Origin of the sequence: Vibrio sp. 3-2(1), from assembly GCF_963887575.1 — a bacterium.
In the GTDB taxonomy this organism is placed as follows: domain Bacteria; phylum Pseudomonadota; class Gammaproteobacteria; order Enterobacterales; family Vibrionaceae; genus Vibrio; species Vibrio anguillarum.
The window spans coordinates 192,371-208,538 of sequence record NZ_CAWPGB010000044.1 but is presented as its reverse complement, the minus strand read 5'-3'; the positions used below and the strand labels follow the sequence as shown (position 1 = coordinate 208,538).

Annotated in this window: 13 protein-coding genes; 6 read left to right on the top strand and 7 right to left on the bottom strand. The window is 42.5% G+C overall.

Annotation, left to right across the window (positions count from 1 at the left end; translation table 11 throughout):
* The first annotated feature begins 258 nt into the window (after positions 1-258).
* The 3 genes from AACQ79_RS14000 to AACQ79_RS13990 all read left to right on the top strand — a co-directional run bounded on the left by AACQ79_RS14000 (position 259) and on the right by AACQ79_RS13990 (position 4,783).
* Positions 259-2,169: a methyl-accepting chemotaxis protein gene (locus tag AACQ79_RS14000; protein WP_017043354.1), complete on the top strand. Its 1,911-nt coding sequence runs from the start codon at positions 259-261 to the stop codon at positions 2,167-2,169.
* A 53-nt stretch (positions 2,170-2,222) separates the two neighbouring features.
* On the top strand, positions 2,223-3,905 hold the full coding sequence (locus AACQ79_RS13995) for a pyridoxal phosphate-dependent decarboxylase family protein (RefSeq protein ID WP_094133300.1): 1,683 nt from the start codon (positions 2,223-2,225) through the stop codon (positions 3,903-3,905).
* Between the two features lie 158 nt (positions 3,906-4,063).
* Complete coding sequence (locus AACQ79_RS13990) at positions 4,064-4,783, top strand: carbonic anhydrase (protein ID WP_088733453.1); 720 nt, start codon at positions 4,064-4,066, stop codon at positions 4,781-4,783.
* A gap of 120 nt (positions 4,784-4,903) precedes the next feature.
* Here the strand turns inward: AACQ79_RS13990 and AACQ79_RS13985 are convergent, their stop codons facing one another.
* The 3 genes from AACQ79_RS13985 to AACQ79_RS13975 form a co-directional block, all read right to left on the bottom strand.
* A complete protein-coding gene (locus tag AACQ79_RS13985; protein WP_088733452.1) occupies positions 4,904-6,619 on the bottom strand; it encodes a putative bifunctional diguanylate cyclase/phosphodiesterase in 1,716 nt (571 codons plus the stop codon).
* 296 nt (positions 6,620-6,915) lie between these two features.
* A complete protein-coding gene (locus AACQ79_RS13980) occupies positions 6,916-8,220 on the bottom strand; it encodes an inosine/guanosine kinase (RefSeq protein WP_019283210.1) in 1,305 nt (434 codons plus the stop codon).
* 113 nt (positions 8,221-8,333) lie between these two features.
* The gene (locus AACQ79_RS13975; RefSeq protein ID WP_170899262.1) at positions 8,334-8,810 is read right to left on the bottom strand and encodes a CreA family protein; all 477 of its coding nucleotides are present in this window, start codon (positions 8,808-8,810) and stop codon (positions 8,334-8,336) included.
* 188 nt (positions 8,811-8,998) lie between these two features.
* Between AACQ79_RS13975 and AACQ79_RS13970 the strand changes: the two genes are divergently transcribed.
* Positions 8,999-9,508 carry a hypothetical protein gene (locus tag AACQ79_RS13970; protein WP_170899261.1) on the top strand — a complete coding sequence of 170 codons (510 nt, stop codon included), beginning with the start codon at positions 8,999-9,001 and terminating at the stop codon, positions 9,506-9,508.
* A 233-nt stretch (positions 9,509-9,741) separates the two neighbouring features.
* Positions 9,742-10,434 (top strand): HAD family hydrolase, encoded by a 693-nt coding sequence (locus AACQ79_RS13965; RefSeq protein ID WP_029189709.1) that lies wholly within the window; start codon positions 9,742-9,744, stop codon positions 10,432-10,434.
* On the opposite strand, the gene AACQ79_RS13960 is transcribed toward AACQ79_RS13965, so the two are convergent.
* Together AACQ79_RS13960 and AACQ79_RS13955 are read right to left on the bottom strand one after the other, a co-directional pair.
* Positions 10,391-10,603, bottom strand: coding sequence for a hypothetical protein (locus AACQ79_RS13960; RefSeq protein WP_010318303.1), 213 nt, complete (start codon positions 10,601-10,603; stop codon positions 10,391-10,393). The two genes, AACQ79_RS13965 and AACQ79_RS13960, sit on opposite strands and share 44 nt — an antisense overlap.
* Before the next feature lie 114 nt (positions 10,604-10,717).
* Positions 10,718-11,386, bottom strand: a complete 669-nt coding sequence (locus AACQ79_RS13955; protein WP_170899260.1) for a DUF2238 domain-containing protein — start codon at positions 11,384-11,386, stop codon at positions 10,718-10,720.
* A gap of 267 nt (positions 11,387-11,653) precedes the next feature.
* Between AACQ79_RS13955 and AACQ79_RS13950 the strand changes: the two genes are divergently transcribed.
* Positions 11,654-12,316, top strand: coding sequence for a DNA-J related domain-containing protein (locus AACQ79_RS13950; protein WP_017048307.1), 663 nt, complete (start codon positions 11,654-11,656; stop codon positions 12,314-12,316).
* 166 nt (positions 12,317-12,482) lie between these two features.
* Here the strand turns inward: AACQ79_RS13950 and AACQ79_RS13945 are convergent, their stop codons facing one another.
* Together AACQ79_RS13945 and AACQ79_RS13940 are read right to left on the bottom strand one after the other, a co-directional pair.
* Complete coding sequence (locus AACQ79_RS13945; protein ID WP_026028209.1) at positions 12,483-14,138, bottom strand: ABC-ATPase domain-containing protein; 1,656 nt, start codon at positions 14,136-14,138, stop codon at positions 12,483-12,485.
* Positions 14,139-14,225: 87 nt separating this feature from the next.
* Entirely contained in the window at positions 14,226-16,136 is a 1,911-nt protein-coding gene (locus AACQ79_RS13940; protein ID WP_170899259.1) for a sensor domain-containing phosphodiesterase, read from the bottom strand.
* Positions 16,137-16,168: the final 32 nt, after the last annotated feature.

The window sequence follows — 16,168 nt, the reverse complement described above, 5'->3', positions numbered from 1 at the left end:
TCAGCGCGCAGCACCACTGCGCGTTTTTCTTAACCATCATCTCAACGTATTTCCATTAAAAATCATCATCTTGTCTTTCAATGTAAAATTCACTTTGCGCACTCAATAATAAATATTAATGACATAACTTGCATAAGTGTTCGCCGTGTACCAATTTTATTAGGTTGGCTAGGTGTCTCATTGGTCTACCATTCATATTAATAATATGATCAAGTTTCACCTTAATCTTTCTAGCTGTTACACGGTGAGGGTGAATCTATGACTTTAGGTTTTAAAAGCAGAATATATGTGAGCGTAGCACTGCTCGTTGCGATTTCTTTAATCGTTTTGGGCACCATCAACATGCTGTCGTTAAAAGAGAAGATGATTACCTCTTTAACCACAGAAACTCAAAACAAGCTCAACTATCACGTTTCTGAACTCGAATCTTGGGTGAAAACACGTTATCAAGCCGTAGTTAAAGGTTCACAACATTTCCGATCTGCTCTTTCTGATCAAGAGAATGTCAACTTAGTTCGATTGTTAGCTGAGAGTGCGCAAATTTCAAATGTCATTATGGCGTATGACGATGGCCGTGCCTATATGTCGTTTGACAAAGACAACGGAGTTGTTACAGGTCAACAAAATTTCACCAGTAGGGATTGGTATCAGCAAGCAAAAACCTCTCGAACTGCTCAGGTAACTGAAATTTATGAAGATAAAATCACCGGTAAACAGGTTATTAGTGTAGTTATGCCTGTCTACCAACAAAGCCGTTTCATTGGTGTTTTGCTGGGAGATATCCAACTGGATGAGGTTATTGTCCAAGTCAGTAATATGCGCTTTGCCGGCGGTGCAGCGACACTAACCGACAAGCATGCTGTCTTTTTTGCTAGTGATGATCCTAGTGATATTGGACGAACGCCCTCGCAAGTCAGCCCTAATTTCCTCGAAATGGAGAAACTTTTTAGCCAGCAAGATGCTGGTCATTTGTCATTTCCTTATTTAGGCATTGAGTTTGATGGTTATTTCAAGCGCGTTAACCTAACCGATAATATGTACTGGACCATGATGGTGTTCGTCGACAAAGGTACGGCGTTAGCTAATGTGTATGAAGCGCAAAGTAGCGCTATTTACACTGGGGTGATTTTGCTCATTATCAGCGTCGCGGCAATCTTCGTCATTCTTAATTATATCTACAAGCCTTTGCTACGCCTGAAAAAAGCGGTACTTGATCTTTCGAAAGGCTCTGGTGATTTGACACGCCGCTTGGAGGTGAATGGTGATGATGACTTAGCGCAGATAAGCCAAGGCTTCAATTTATTCTCAGAAAATCTACAAAAAATGATGTTGCAAATATCTGATGCCAGTCAAAACATCTCCTCTAATATTGAGCAGTTAGGTCAAACGGCAAAGGAAAATGAGCGGATGCTGCTTTCGCACTCATCTGAAACAGAGCAAGTGGTGACGGCCATTACTGAAATGAGTGAAAGTGCACGTACTGTGGCAGAGAGCGTCACGCAATCGAATCACATTACTGACTCGGCGAGCAAAGAGGCCAAACAATCGATTATTATTGTGAATAATGCGGTTGAAACGGTCAGCTCATTGGTGAGTGATGTTGAACAGATGTCTGAGCGCATTGCCAATATGAACAAAGATGCGATCAAGATCAGCGAAGTATTGACCGTGATTGGCGCTATTTCAGAGCAAACGAACTTGCTTGCGTTGAATGCGGCGATCGAAGCGGCGCGTGCGGGTGAGCAAGGCCGTGGGTTTGCGGTGGTTGCAGATGAAGTTCGTGCTTTAGCGGCGAGAACGCAAAACAGCACTACTGAAATATCAGATATGCTGGCCAAGCTACTTGAAGGGACGGATAGCGTTGTAGCCGCAATGGACAAAACTAAAAACCAATGTCAAACCACAGCAGATAAAACGTCTGAAGTTTCTGGCAGTTTAAACATCATGAGCACTTCCGTTTCCGAAATTGATGATTTGAGTACGCAGATCGCAGCTGCGACCGAACAGCAAAGTACAGTCGCAGAAGAGCTCAGTCGCAATATGCTAGCGATAAGAGACATCGTTGAATCATTGGTGGTGAGTGGCAGACAAACCGTTAGTGCTACAGAGTCACTCTCTTACTCAAACCATGAGCTTGACCGCTTGGTCTCCAACTTTAAATTAAAGTAATAAAACGCCGCTAACGCGGCGTTTTATTTGGGATTAAGCATGGAGAGAGCATCATGAAAACAGCGTATTATAGCGTGTGGCTAGATGAGCACGCCAACCAACTGAACCCTGCGTTTGAGCAAATTTTCCAGACAGTGAAAGCGCATTTTTTTGCTCGCGATCCCAATCGTTGGCCTTTGTATCGTATTCACGAGATCGCCCGTTGGCTTGAAGAGAGAAAAATTGATGCGCCAACCGTGGTAAATACTGCATTGCAGCAACAATTACGGCATTCAAACACCATTCCTCGACACTCGAGCCACGCCATTCACCCTTTTAACGACTTAGCGCTTTATGCAGCCAAACGTTCAAAAAACTGGGATGACCCTCGCTCAGTGGAAAATGTGATCTCGACACCTTGTGATCCGGCCATTCACGGTGCGCTACTTGCGACTATCGCCAACCCTAACTTGGTTTATAGCGAATATGCGGGAGATGCCATTGAACTGGAAAAATTAGTCGTGCGGCAAATCGCGCATTTAGCTGGTTATGATAGTGATCAAGCGACTGGAGTATTCACACAAGGAGGTACATTTTGTAATTTGTACGGCTATCTATTAGGTATTCGAAAAGTGTTGCCAAAGTCAGCTCTGAATGGTTTGGCGGGAGAAGATTACAGGATATTCAATTCAGAAGCAGGTCACTATTCAAACATGACAAATTTGTCGTTGTTGGGGGTTGATGTTCAAGGTAAAGCGATTCGGATCAAAGTTAAAGATAACAATGAAATGGATTTGGCTGAATTAGACCAACAATTGATTTTCTGTTTTAAAAATGGCATTGCTGTTCCTAGCATAATGCTGACATTTGGCAGTACCGATACCTTCGCAACTGATGATATTGAACAGGTTTATGCGATAAGAGAAAGAAGATGCCAAGAATATGCGATTTCGATAAAACCACATATTCATGTTGATGCTGCTGTTGGGTGGAGTATGTTGTTTTTTCAAGAGTATGATTTTGAACGCAACCCTTTATCGCTTAATCGGGCAACACTGACGGGTATTGAATCCTTATTGCCGAGGATTAAAAGTTTACAATTAGCGGATTCATTTACGGTCGATTTTCAAAAATGGGGTTATGTCCCTTATACTTCCAGCTTGGTGATGCTCAAAAACAAACACGATCTCGCGGTATTAAAAACAGATCCCGGTTATTACTCCTACTTTGAACATGCTCAAAGAGAAGAGAGCCATTTGCAATCGACCATTGAATGTTCACGCAGTGCCGTGGGTGTTTTTTCTGCCTATTCAGCACTGCAACATTTAGGTATCGAAGGCTACCAAACCGTGATTGGTCATACATTGCAAAATGCTAATTATTTACGCTGCCAATTAGCCGCTCTACCACACTGCAAGGTGGCAGCAGTAGAAAACCAAGGGCCAAGTGTTACTTTTCGTCTCTATGACCCACAGAAAGTGACGTGTGCTGAATCGATGTTTGATCAAGAAATGAACGTCGCACGTCAGGGTTCTATGGTTGATTCGATAGTAGAGAATACGCTCTACCATCGTCATCAGTTCTTATCTCATAAAGGCCAGCATCTCAACACCAATTGGGTCGATTCGATTGCGCGCACTCATTATGATGACACTGGACATTGTTTACATATTCCGGGAGAAAAAGCGGTTTTAATGAACCCCAATACCACCCGAAAACATATCGAACAGTTTTGCCAAAACATTGTTCGGCGCTAGCCATGGAAAGGGTGAGCGCGAACTGAAATGAATGACTAGTCACGTCAATGTAATGTTATTTTTCACCACGGATGCGGTATGAAGAATGTATTACCATGTGCGCGTGATATTAACCTGAATGTTACATTTTAGATAACAAGCTGTCTCAAGGAACGATAATGAAAAAACAACTGTTGACTCTAGCAATTAGCGTTTGCTTTACCTATGTGGCGCAAGCAAATGAATGGGGATATGAAGGTGAACGTGGCCCTGAACATTGGGGACATGTTTCTAAAATTTGTGAAATGGGCAAAAATCAAAGCCCAATTGATATCAATGGCCTCGTTGAAGCTGATTTAAAATCTTTAGATATCCACTATTCAGGCGTTGTGGGTACATTGACCAACAATGGACACACGCTGCAAGCCTCAGTTTCAGGGAAAAATACACTGGTAGTGGATGGTACAGAATTTGAACTCAAACAATTTCACTTCCATACCCCTTCTGAAAACTTAATTAAAGGACATCAATATCCTTTAGAAGCGCATTTTGTGCATGCTGATGCGGCTGGCAATCTGGCAGTTTTGGCGGTGATGTTTGAAACGGGCGCACAGAATGAACCATTAGCCCAGCTTACTGCAGAGTTGCCTAAAGTTGGGACGAGTGTGCAGTTAGCAAAAGGGTTAGCAGTACAGTCACTGTTACCTAAGCTAGATGAGTATTACCGTTTTAATGGGTCACTCACAACGCCGCCTTGCAGTGAAGGCGTGAGATGGTTGGTGGTCAAGCAGCCGAAAAGTTTGTCACAGCAACAAAGTGCAGCACTACATAGTGTGATGGGAAATAACAATCGGCCCATACAAGCTCACAATGCTCGCTTAGTGCTAGAAAAAGAATAACAACGTTCTTTAAGCGATTTGAAGTCGCAGTCGGGCTCACAGGGTTTACTATTTCCTTTCCGCTCTGCTTCTTCAAATTTTAGGTGTAAGTGCTTAATTTAGCTAAGCTATTTTTTGTGCTTATTCATTAACAGCATTTAATGTATAGCGGCTTGCACTGGCTAAAGATAGTGGTTTTGAAAACCAATAACCTTGTAAATAAGTTGCCCCCATCTCTTTAAATTTTTGGTACATGTCGCCATTTTCAACCCCCTCAATAACAATGTCGACGCCATTGGTGTGACAAAACTGGATGAGAAAGGCTAAATATTGTTCTGATGCTGGGTTAGTCAGTGTTTTCCATACAATGCTTTTGTCTATTTTAATTTGATTGAGGGGCAAATCAAAGAAGCTATTGAGTGAGCTAAAACCAGCGCCAAAATCATCCAGCGACAGTTGAAACCCCATTTCATTTAAGGAGTGAAGCTGGTTAATCGCATTTTTATCGCCATCGAGTATGACAGTTTCCGTCAGTTCTAACACAATAGAAGAGGGCAATACACCGGAAGCCTTAGCCGTCGTTAGTATCTGTTGTGGGAAGTCACTTTTCAGAAGTTGAAGGACTGAAACATTAATATTAACCCGAATATTGACCCCATTTTGTTTATTGTAACGGCCAATAAACTCACAGGCTTTTTTGAAGACAAAATAGCCTAAATCAACAATCAGCCCCTTTTTTTCTGCAACGGGAATAAATTCGTCCGGGAAAATCTCACCAAACTCTTTTGAGCGCCAGCGGACTAAGGCTTCAAAGCTGGATACCTGTCCTGATTGTGCATGAATAATGGGTTGGAATTTCACGGACAATGAACGTTGATCTAATGCTTCCTTTAAGCCTCTTTCGATGAAGAAATAACGATCAACGTTTTTTTGAATTCGGCCACTGTAAATTTCGATACGAGAATGATTTTTGGCACTAGCAAATTGGCAAGTTCGTGATGCAATATTTAACAACTCATCGGCAGATATAGCACGGTTTATCTCAGGATAGACACCAATGCTAATATCATTACCATAGAGGTGCCCATGCTCCGTGGCTGATTTCGAATAGTGCTTCATTATTTGAGAGCAGATATGCTTGAGCTCATCGTATGAGCGTTCTCCTCTAAGTAATATGGCAAAATCGTCAGAACGAATACGGTAAAAATCAGCAAATTCATCGGGCAGTTCACGCAGTGCACTGACGACGTGATTCAGTAAATCTTTAACAATATCTGAGCCGTATTGATTGAGATAAGACTTAATATCTTCAAGTTGGATGTAGATAAGTGAATAAGGCTCTCCAATTTTGAGTGCTTTCTCATCAATATCGAGCAGTAATTTACTTCGATTATAGAGGCCTGATGAGCTGTCAAAAAATGCAGCTTGATGAATGTAATCTTCCATCAATTTTTGATCGGAGATATCTTTATGGCTACCCACCATAAAATGTTCACCGTTCACACTTTTTGTGACCGCATTCCCCTCTAACCAGATATATTGACCATTTGCTTTTTTGACTCGGTATTGAATCGTTTCCCTTGATTCAGTGGTGCTGATATGCTCGTCGACGCGGCTATTGAGCAGTGCACGATCCATAGGGTGAACCAAACTCAGCCAATCAGCATAGGAAATAGTTTCGCTGTTTACACCAAATTGTACATAAAATGTTGGATTATAGAGCACCATGTTTCCATCGCTGCTCATATAAAACAGACCTTGACTAAAAAAATCGAGAATATGAACCAGACGCTGCTTTGCAACGGCACTGTCTAGGTCTGAAATTGAATACTCTTCCTGCGGAAATGACATGGTCATGTTAATCCTAATTCAAGCGAAAGCAGCAATGGATGATAATTGTGAGTCTTGATCCAAAACATTGCTTTATGACTCATCTTTAAAGAGTACTATAACGCTTGTACTAAGATGTCTCAATTATAAAACTATTGATTCATCAATTAGGCACAAGTTATCAGTTTATTTCACGGAAGTTGTTATTTCTGAAACGAAATGGTGAGACTTAAATAACGTAGGATCGCATCGTGCGGTTTATTCGTTGTGGAAATAATAAAAGCGACAAATTGTCGCTTTTATTCATGTAGAAGTCATACGATTCAACGATCCCAATACGCTTCTTCTAGGCTATCTTCACGTTCTGGTAATGCTCGCGATAAACGAGGAGAGTGCTGTGTGAGTACTTCGTAGCTGACACGGTTTGCATATTTGCAGATCTGAGATAACGAAGAGTAAGTGAGGTACGGCACATCATGTTTGGCAGAGTTTGGAACATTGCGTTGATGATAACTATTCGCGGCCATATCGTGCAATAAAGCCGATAGCGCTCCGTCTCCCGCTCCGTTAGTGTTTTTGATTTCCAATGGGCCACCCAAGTAAGGGCCAATGTGTGAATACACTTTTATTGGGTTGAGGCAGTCTTGTTTTCGCATCGCACGGCTAAATTCGTACTTGTTAAATTCAGCAATATTACCCGGTAGGAGAGGTAATTCAGTTTCGCGCTTTGCGCTTTCATCGGTGTAGCTAGCCATATAAAGACCCACGGGCCCCGCGGTGCAGAGGATTAAATCTACCCATTCGAGTGCTTTGTTAGCTGCAAGCAGTGGATCTTTCTCACCAGTTAACGCTTCACCTTCTTCTTCATTCATGGCGACGACTGTGATGTTTTCTTTGATGTAGTCTTGCCACCACTTCGCATTACCTTCAATTACATACTTAGTGCCTAGGGTTAACACCACTGGAATGTGCTTGGATTTAGCGATCTCAATAGCGCGTTTGACCGCAAGTGGCATTGGATCTTCGGGTTTTCCACGCATTAAGTAAGAAGAAACAACTAAAGCGGAAGCTTTTTCAAAAACCTCTTCAGGAATACTATCAGGGCGAAGTTTATTCATATGCCCTTCATTAATGGCGAAGGTGCGCTCTCCATCATCAGAAATTAGGGTGTAGCAACGCCCGATAGGACCATCGACAGTTTGAAGATGGTTTAGGTTCATGCGCGATGAGGTTCTACACAAATAACGATAGCTATATGAGCCGACTTCAATATTTTTGGACATCACGCCGAGCAAAACGGATTTGCTATCGGCCAACACAGAGTAGTTGTGCAGTGTGTTGCCAATCGTATCTCCCGGGTATTGGTGAGTAATTAAACCTCGTTCGACTAACTCTTCATAGAGCGCATCGGCTTTGCTCTCTTCGAGCACCAGTGAGTGACCTTTACTCAATTGATGTTTCTCTAAGAACTCATTGTCTACACGAGCTTCAATATCAACAATGGTTTGCCCAACACCGACCACTGTTGGGCGGTGGAGCATAGCCGTTTGTTGAATTTGATTGACGAGAGGGTCACGAGCATGAGTCGGAAAATAGTGCTTAGATTTACGCTGTCCAGGAAACTTCATGTTGAAAAATGAGAATTGAAAATTTCCCGTATCATATCACGGATGTGAAAGGTTCCTTTCATTTTTATTACATAAAAAAGTGAGCTAAATCCAGATCGCCGAGGCGTTAGCGGCTATTTAGTGAGCGTTATGTCCGTACTATAAGCCTTAGTCCCCCAAAGCGGTACGGTCGATAGGCTGTGCTTGAAGCTACCATCTGTTTCTTTGGTAGTATAAGACAAGTAGATCAGGGTTTGATTTTCTGTATCGTAGATACGTCTGACTTTCATTGACTTGAAGAAAATGCTTTTTGACTTCTTAAACACGATTTCGCCTGATTTGCTCTTATCAATTTTTGCAATCATCTCTGGCGTAATGTCACCAGTCTGACGACACGAGATTGAGCTATCACTTGGATCAGAAAGACTCAAATTAGCCTCAATTGAAGCAATATGGCACGTAACACCAGTCACAATATCATCACTTAGATTTTCGATTTTTACGTCTTTAAGCGTGAAAAATCCGAGCGATACATCGCCAACTTCATTGCTATCGCAGCCAACTAAACCAAAGCTAAGTATGAATGCGGTGGTGATGAGTTTCTTGTTCATGTCTATAATCCATTTATCCATCTTTCTGCACATGATAGCAGCATCAAAGGAGAATGATATAGGCTGTTATGTTGATGTTTTGGCCAGCATATCTGCAGTTTAGATGAGGATAATGTGAGTAATGGCTTGTCGCATATCGATCTGGTCAGTATCCTGCTTGCAACAATTAGAAGAAGAAGTAAATAACAATGATTAACCAACCTGACGTTGCCGCCATTAAAAACCAATGGCTATTTGACCAAGTGAATGTCGAATTTCCAACAGAAGAGAGCTTACAAGGTCGAGATCTCTACCAAAAAGCGGTTGTTCAACGCAGTTTTCGCCCTTTTATTGAGCTCACTGAGGAGCCTAACCTATCGTTGCTCGAAGAGGTTTATTTGGTTGATTTTCATCGGATGACAATATGGTTTGCTCTGTTGCAAGCAAGCTTATGGAGCGATAAAAACGATCAATCAAAAGTTATCGAATTCTTTACCCAAATCATTTATTCAGCACCTTGCGAGCTTTACTTAGGTTTTCAAAATGGGGAGCCTGTGGCTGCTGGTATCGTCACCTCCACTTCACATGAGATACTCATCTCTGACATCGTGACTCTGGATAAAAATGCATTTGGAGGTGAAGATGTATTCACGCGGTTGTTGCTCGCAAAATGGCGTGCTAATCATGAGTGCAATGGTAATGTTTTTATAGAACAGTAGATTGTCCTGTTAAAGCGCCTCATTCAGAGAGTCTAGAATCATATTTATTCTGAATTTGCATTTCGATACGACAGGTGGTGATAACGTCAGCTGCAACATCGTATTGAGCGTAAAAGAGTGATGCGGATATAAGTTATGCATATCAACTCTTATCTTCGCTTCATTCTGTTAACTCAATCATTTTATACATTCACCCAGCGGTTAAAATTAAGCATTGGATGAAGGAAGTGTTTATGACTGAGAAAAAAATAAAATGTATTATTTTCGACTGTGAAGGTACTTTAGTTGATAGTGAGCGTTTGTGCTGCGAAGCGCTAGTCAATGTATTGAACCAACTAGGAGCCCACCTTACTTTTGCACAAGTGAGTAACCATTTTGAAGGTGGGAAGATTGCGGACATACTGTTTCAGGCGCTTGAACATACGAACATTAACGCCGATCTTGATCTTTTAGAGAACCTTTATCGGGATAAAGTTAATGAGCTCTTCCAGCAATATCTTTCACCCATGGATGGTGCGATAGAACTACTTGAGTATTTACGCCAGCAGGGTATTGAATACTGTGTTACCTCTAATGCACCTAAAGAAAAAATATCATCAATTTTACAACGGAGCGGTTTGCTCCCTTTGTTTGAAGGACGCATTTTTTCAGCCTTTGATGCGAATAGCTGGAAGCCTGAACCTGATTTGATTCGTTATTGTGCGATGAATATGGGATTTCTTTTGCAAGAATGTATTTATGTGGATGATTCAGCAAAAGGGGTTGAAGCGGGTATCAATGCAGAGGTACCAACCGTTCAGCTAGCACCTCTTAACCCACAGGGTTTTTCTCAAGCGCCTAATGTCGTTGTTATCGACACATTACTCGAGCTTAAACCATGGCTCAATGCACATTGTTGGCCAAGCAATGAATGTGTTTATGACTGATTAGCGCTGTGTGTACACCAATCATTTGCTGGACGCTTTGTAAGTGGTCGGTTTTAAAACCACACTGTGCGCAGATAAACTTTTCATTGTTTGTGGAAATAAAGTATTCGTCATGTTGACAAAGTGGACAGCAGTCTATTTTTTCAAGTGTTTTATTTATATTTTTCATAATCAATTCTCAGCAGCAAAAAGGGAGAGTCATGTTCTCCGTACTCACAGAATAAACACTAATCAAAACTTGCTCTCGGTAATATTTACCTTAGTTCCAAAAATTAGAGGCATTTCATACTTCACTGTAAGGAATGTTTGATTTTGACCTAAACCATAATAGGCAAAGTGCCGTCATTGCCCCAAGGGTATCGCATAACATGTCTTTTTGTGCGTCCCAAATGTCGCCTTGTGAACCCAGAAAAGCGATTCCCTCATCACCACCCGCGATTGAGGCATACCACCATTCAATAATTTCGTAACCTGCTGCGATACTCATGATAGAGAAAAGCCCGAACAATGAGGCAATTAGCGGTTTACAGAGCTGCTTTCTAATTAAATATTCAGCGATAGGGTAGGCATAAAAGCCAATTGAGAAATGAGCGACGCGATCAAAATTATTACGAGATGATCCGATCAGTTCGTTGAACCAAGCAAACGGAACATCTGCAAATGTATATTTAGCCCCAATGGTATGCAAACTGAGCCACACAAACATCAGAATATAAGCCGTTGAGCTAAAGCGTAGTTTTGTTGAAGCCCAATAGACGAGTGCTAAGATCCCTAGCGCAGGGATGATTTCTGCTAACCAGACAGCACGAGAAACTGGCGCGATCGCTGAAAATAGAAAGAGTACACCGTAGATCGCCGTCAAAAATAAAAGCGTGCGTGAGAAGTTGAGAGACATGTTTTTTCCTATCACAAAATACCGATGGATAGTGCCACTATTTTGCACGATGTTCAATTTTGTTGAATTCTGTATCTTATAGACGTAGAAATTTGTGTTTGAGATGTGTGTATCTAGCTTCGTTTTGTGATTGATTTTCGCATTGTCTTGGCAAAGAGATCCGTAAAGTGGAGAAGAGCATGCAACAACTCGATCTTTCTCTTTTTATCTATTGATAGATAGTGCGTGTGATAAACGGACTCTAGTTCAAAAAGCCAAGATAATATGCGGTAAGAAACTCGACAAAAAAGCGATATTGGATTTGAATGAAAAGAGAACCTTAATATGAACGTCGAGACTATGTCCCAAAGTAGGCCCGAAAGTATGTCTGAAAGCTTAGAACTTACCGCTCAGTTTCAATCTTACATGGAAAATCCGCTGCTTTGGCCAATGTTGGAGGTGTTGCGTAAACAGCCTTCCGGTTGGAAAGTCCATACGTTAGCGGCACATTTAAGTGAACAGGGATTCATGCCTGTACTTGATAGCGCACCTGAAAAAGACCTCTTTAAGCGTAATTTTTTGATCATGAACGCGCTCTATCAGCTTCAAGAGACGCTTTACCCTGAAAAGTGGTTACAAGTATCAGCAATGGACATTGTACTAATGCCTGCGCATCGTGCCGTTAGTTGCGAAATCGACCCAGATGATCCATTGCGTGATTATTACACTCAGTGGAAAAATTATGAGGCTGATGAAGGAGAAGTGCGCCGCTTGTTGAACGAATTCTGGACTCGTTACCGTAAAGCAATGGGTGGAACGAGTAACCTTAATATGAATCGTCTTCAAGCATTGAGGCTGTTTAAATTACCAGCGGAAGCGACGCAAATTGAAATCCGGAAAACATGGCGCAAGTTGGCACTAAAGTGGCATCCAGATCGAGACAATGGCAATGCTGAAACGTTTCGAGTGTTGTGTGAAGCATGGAATATTTTGCGGCAAAATAGTTAAAGCCCAAACCTTAAACTCTAGACAAGATATTCGTCGAATAAGGTCAACTGGCACTGTAAGGCATACCTAAGCTAACTACCTGTAATGTACTGAAGCAATAGGGTACTGAAGTAAAAAAGAAGCGATCTCTCGCTTCTTTTGGCTTTTGTTGTAGGGGAGTTAATCTTTACTGGTGGTTTTTAAATTGCGACTTGCGCATACGGTTCAACGCCGCCATCACATCGATGACACGTGGTTTCGCCAAGTCACCGTGGTTTGGCATATTTTGGTGCCATGTTCCTGCTAATAAAGCCATCATCTCTTTGCTTGGTTGCGCTGACCACCCCGGAGTCTGCGCAAACTGGAACCAAGTCCAGCCAATCGCATTGACTTCAGAAGGTGACTCCAATTGTTCTAACGCATTTAAATCGGTAAATTCTTTGCCAAAGCGAAGCGAATCAACGCCTTTGGCAGAGACTCGGAATTTACCATCAACCAGTAATTTTTGTAGCGCAGTGCGATTCACAGCGCGTTCTGGGAAAATAGCCAGTGGCGTTTCACACTCGTTGTGACGAGCAGTTGGGTGCTGCTTGATGACTTCTTTAGCTTTGTTAGTCACATCAACGGCGTGGTAGTCATGCATCTGGATGACAGTATCGGCGACATCTAAGTAATCACCGGATCCCCCCATGACGATCAGTGTCGAGATATCCAAATCATCGCGAAGTTGCCCGATACGATCAACCAATGGTGTAATGGGCTCATCACCTTTACTAACCAGCGCTTGCATACGCTCATCACGGATCATGAAGTTGGTGGCGGAAGTATCTTCATCAATCAGTAATGTACTAGCGCCAGATTCAATGGATTCTTGTAACCACGCTGCTTGCGATGTTGAACCGGACGCATCTTGAGTGCTGAAATCGGAGGTTTCTTTACCCATAGGTAGGTGATTGATGTAGTTGGACAAATTTAAATTATGTACGCAACGGCCATCTTCAGCACGAATTTTCATGGCTTGATGATCCGTAACAATTCGCTCACGGCCATCGCCGGGAATATGGTTGTAAATTGAACGCTCAATCGCCGTTAACAAAGTCGATTTACCGTGAAAACCACCGCCGACGATAAGGGTTATACCTTTGGGGATGCCGAGTCCTTTAATTTTGCCTTGGTTTGGTGTCTCAAGCTCGACTTCTAGCGATGTGGGGGCTTGGAAAGTAACAGCGTCTTTCATCGGCAGATCACAGTTACCTGCCAAGCGAGGTAATACACTGCCATTAGCCACAAAAGCAACCAGATTATGCTGTGCCAGTTGTGCACGCATTGCTTCTTGATCTTCGATCACAGCGCAATGCTCAAGTAGGGCATCTTTATCCAGTTCACGTTCAATGGTGGCCCGGCGAATGAATTTTGGCAGGTAGAAGGTGATGATGTTGAGCGCTTTCTTGGCCAGAATGTCACGACCTTCAGCGGGTAAATTGATGCGAAAACGAAGCTCAATACCATGCTCCGTAAAGAGAACAGCTGTACTATCAAGCACCGTTTGGCCCGTCAGTGCGATGGCAATATGGTTCTCTTGCTTAGCAAACTCCGCAAAACTACGAGCGATAAAATCTCTTGCAGCCATTTGATAAGCCGGTGATTTCTCTTTTAACCATTCCAGACCGGTCAGAGACCATGCTCGAGTAGCGCGAAAGCGAGATGCAGAAGCGTAAGGGTCCGCTTGGATATGATCGATATGCAAGGTGAAATCACCAAATTCGTATTGACCTTTGATCTGCTGATAGGCGCGGTAGTTCTGTTTTTCTAGCTTTTTGAGAATTGATGTTAATAAATCCATCTCGATATCGCTCGTTTGGAAAGGAAAGGCGGCGATTATAGGAACCGCCACACTGAGAGTAAAGACATGATAAGGGATTCCTTTATCCTACAAAACCTTTGTCTCGATAGGGTGTGCATAATTTTGGTTCAGTAGCCCAGCCTCAAACTCGTCACAAGGCATCGGTTTACCATAGAAATAGCCTTGGCCAAACTCACACCCTTCACTGATGATAAAGTCTTCTTGGCTTTGATTTTCAATCCCTTCGAGGATCACTTTCAGCTTTAATTTTTTGGCAACGTGAATGATTGAGCGAACAATTTCTTTATCTTCCTCACTTTGATCCAATTGATGTACAAAGCTTTTATCTATTTTTATGCAATCGAAGGGAAATTTTTTCAAATAGCTGAAAGAGGCGTAGCCCGTGCCGAAATCATCAAGTGACAACGTCACACCTAGTTGGTGTAGAATTCGCAGTGTGTTGCGAGCCACCACTTCATCCGCAATCAAACAGCTTTCTGTTACTTCCAACTCTAAGTACCGAGCTGGAAGTTGGTAGGTGTTCAGTAGCTCACGAACTTGGTCTGCGAATTGGGCATTCTTCAATTGGACGGCTGAAACGTTAATGGCCATTTTGAAATTATCGACCTGTTTTGCCCATTGGCTCGTTTTTTCGATGGCCGATCGCAGGACAAAGTTACCCACTTCAAAAATCAGTCCATTTTGTTCGGCCATGTGAATTAAGGTTTCATTGGATATATCGCCCAATACGGGGTGCCGCCAACGTAGTAGCGCTTCTGCCCCCGTCCAGCGATGAGTGGTTGGAGAGACCTTAGGTTGAAAATAGAGCATGAGCTCATCGTTGCGCACTGCTCGTAATAAGTAGCTTTCTAATTGGTTGATTTGCCGGAGTGAGTCACTGAATACTTGCGAGTGATAGCAAAATTTATGACCGGAATCTTTGCAAGAGACCATGGCAGCAGAAGCTTGTTTGAGCAGTTCTATAGCATTGTCAGTGTCTAAACTCGTTGCAATACCAATATAGGAATGAAGATGAACATTATGGTCATCGAGCTTAAATTCAGAATGCCCGATTTCGACCAATTTATGGCACAACTTTTCCAAGTGACGCGCTAATAGTTTTGTTTTGACGATCAAGACTAAATCTGTCGATGTGGGTCGAGCGGTCAATATTTCAATTTTATCGCAGCGGCCTAGTCGCTCACGATATCGAGCGATGACTTGATCCCATGCTCGGTAGCCAAAGTGAGATTGAATATGACGAGCATTAGTGAAACCAATATGAATGGCGGCAACTTCGCTGTGCTGCTTTGTTGCTTGTAAAAGGCTATTTTTGAGCTCCAGTTCAAGTGCGTTGCGATTTAAAAAACCTGTGCTGATGTCATGCCACTTTTGATATTGAATCTGTTGTTCTGCGGCGCGGCGTTTATCGATTTCTTGCGTGAGCGAGTAGTTGAGATCAGCAAGATCTTGTGTTCGGTTATCGACGCGAAGCTGAAGCTCATCATTGAGCTGCTGAAGTCTTACTTGTTGGTATAAGGTGGTGAGCTGGGATTCAATGGTATCGCGAAAACTTTCCAGTAACTGCCGATAGGTGGGGCTAAAATGGTTCTCCTTGCTATCGAGTACGCAAATGGTGCCAAACATATCACCATTCGGCCACTTTAATGGGATGCCACAATAGGCAATCATGCCCAGTGGTACATCTGGATTATGCATCCATTTTTTATCGGCTAAAGCATTCGGGACCAATAGTTCCTGCTGTGTTTGCATCACAGTTTCACAGTACAGACCTTGTCCTAAGGGTTCTTTATGTCCGGTTTGATAGGGGTTGTCGACGTTGGTATTTTTACAGAATATTTCGAGTTTTTGCTGGCTAGCACGCATGATTAATGCGCTCGGGACGTTTAAAATTTCAGCGAGTAAATTCACAATGCGCTGCCATCCATCCATCATTGAAGAGGGGATGAGCATCTCATGTGTCTTTATTTTCGACATATTATCAAATTCCTTTGGACGACAAAGCTTAA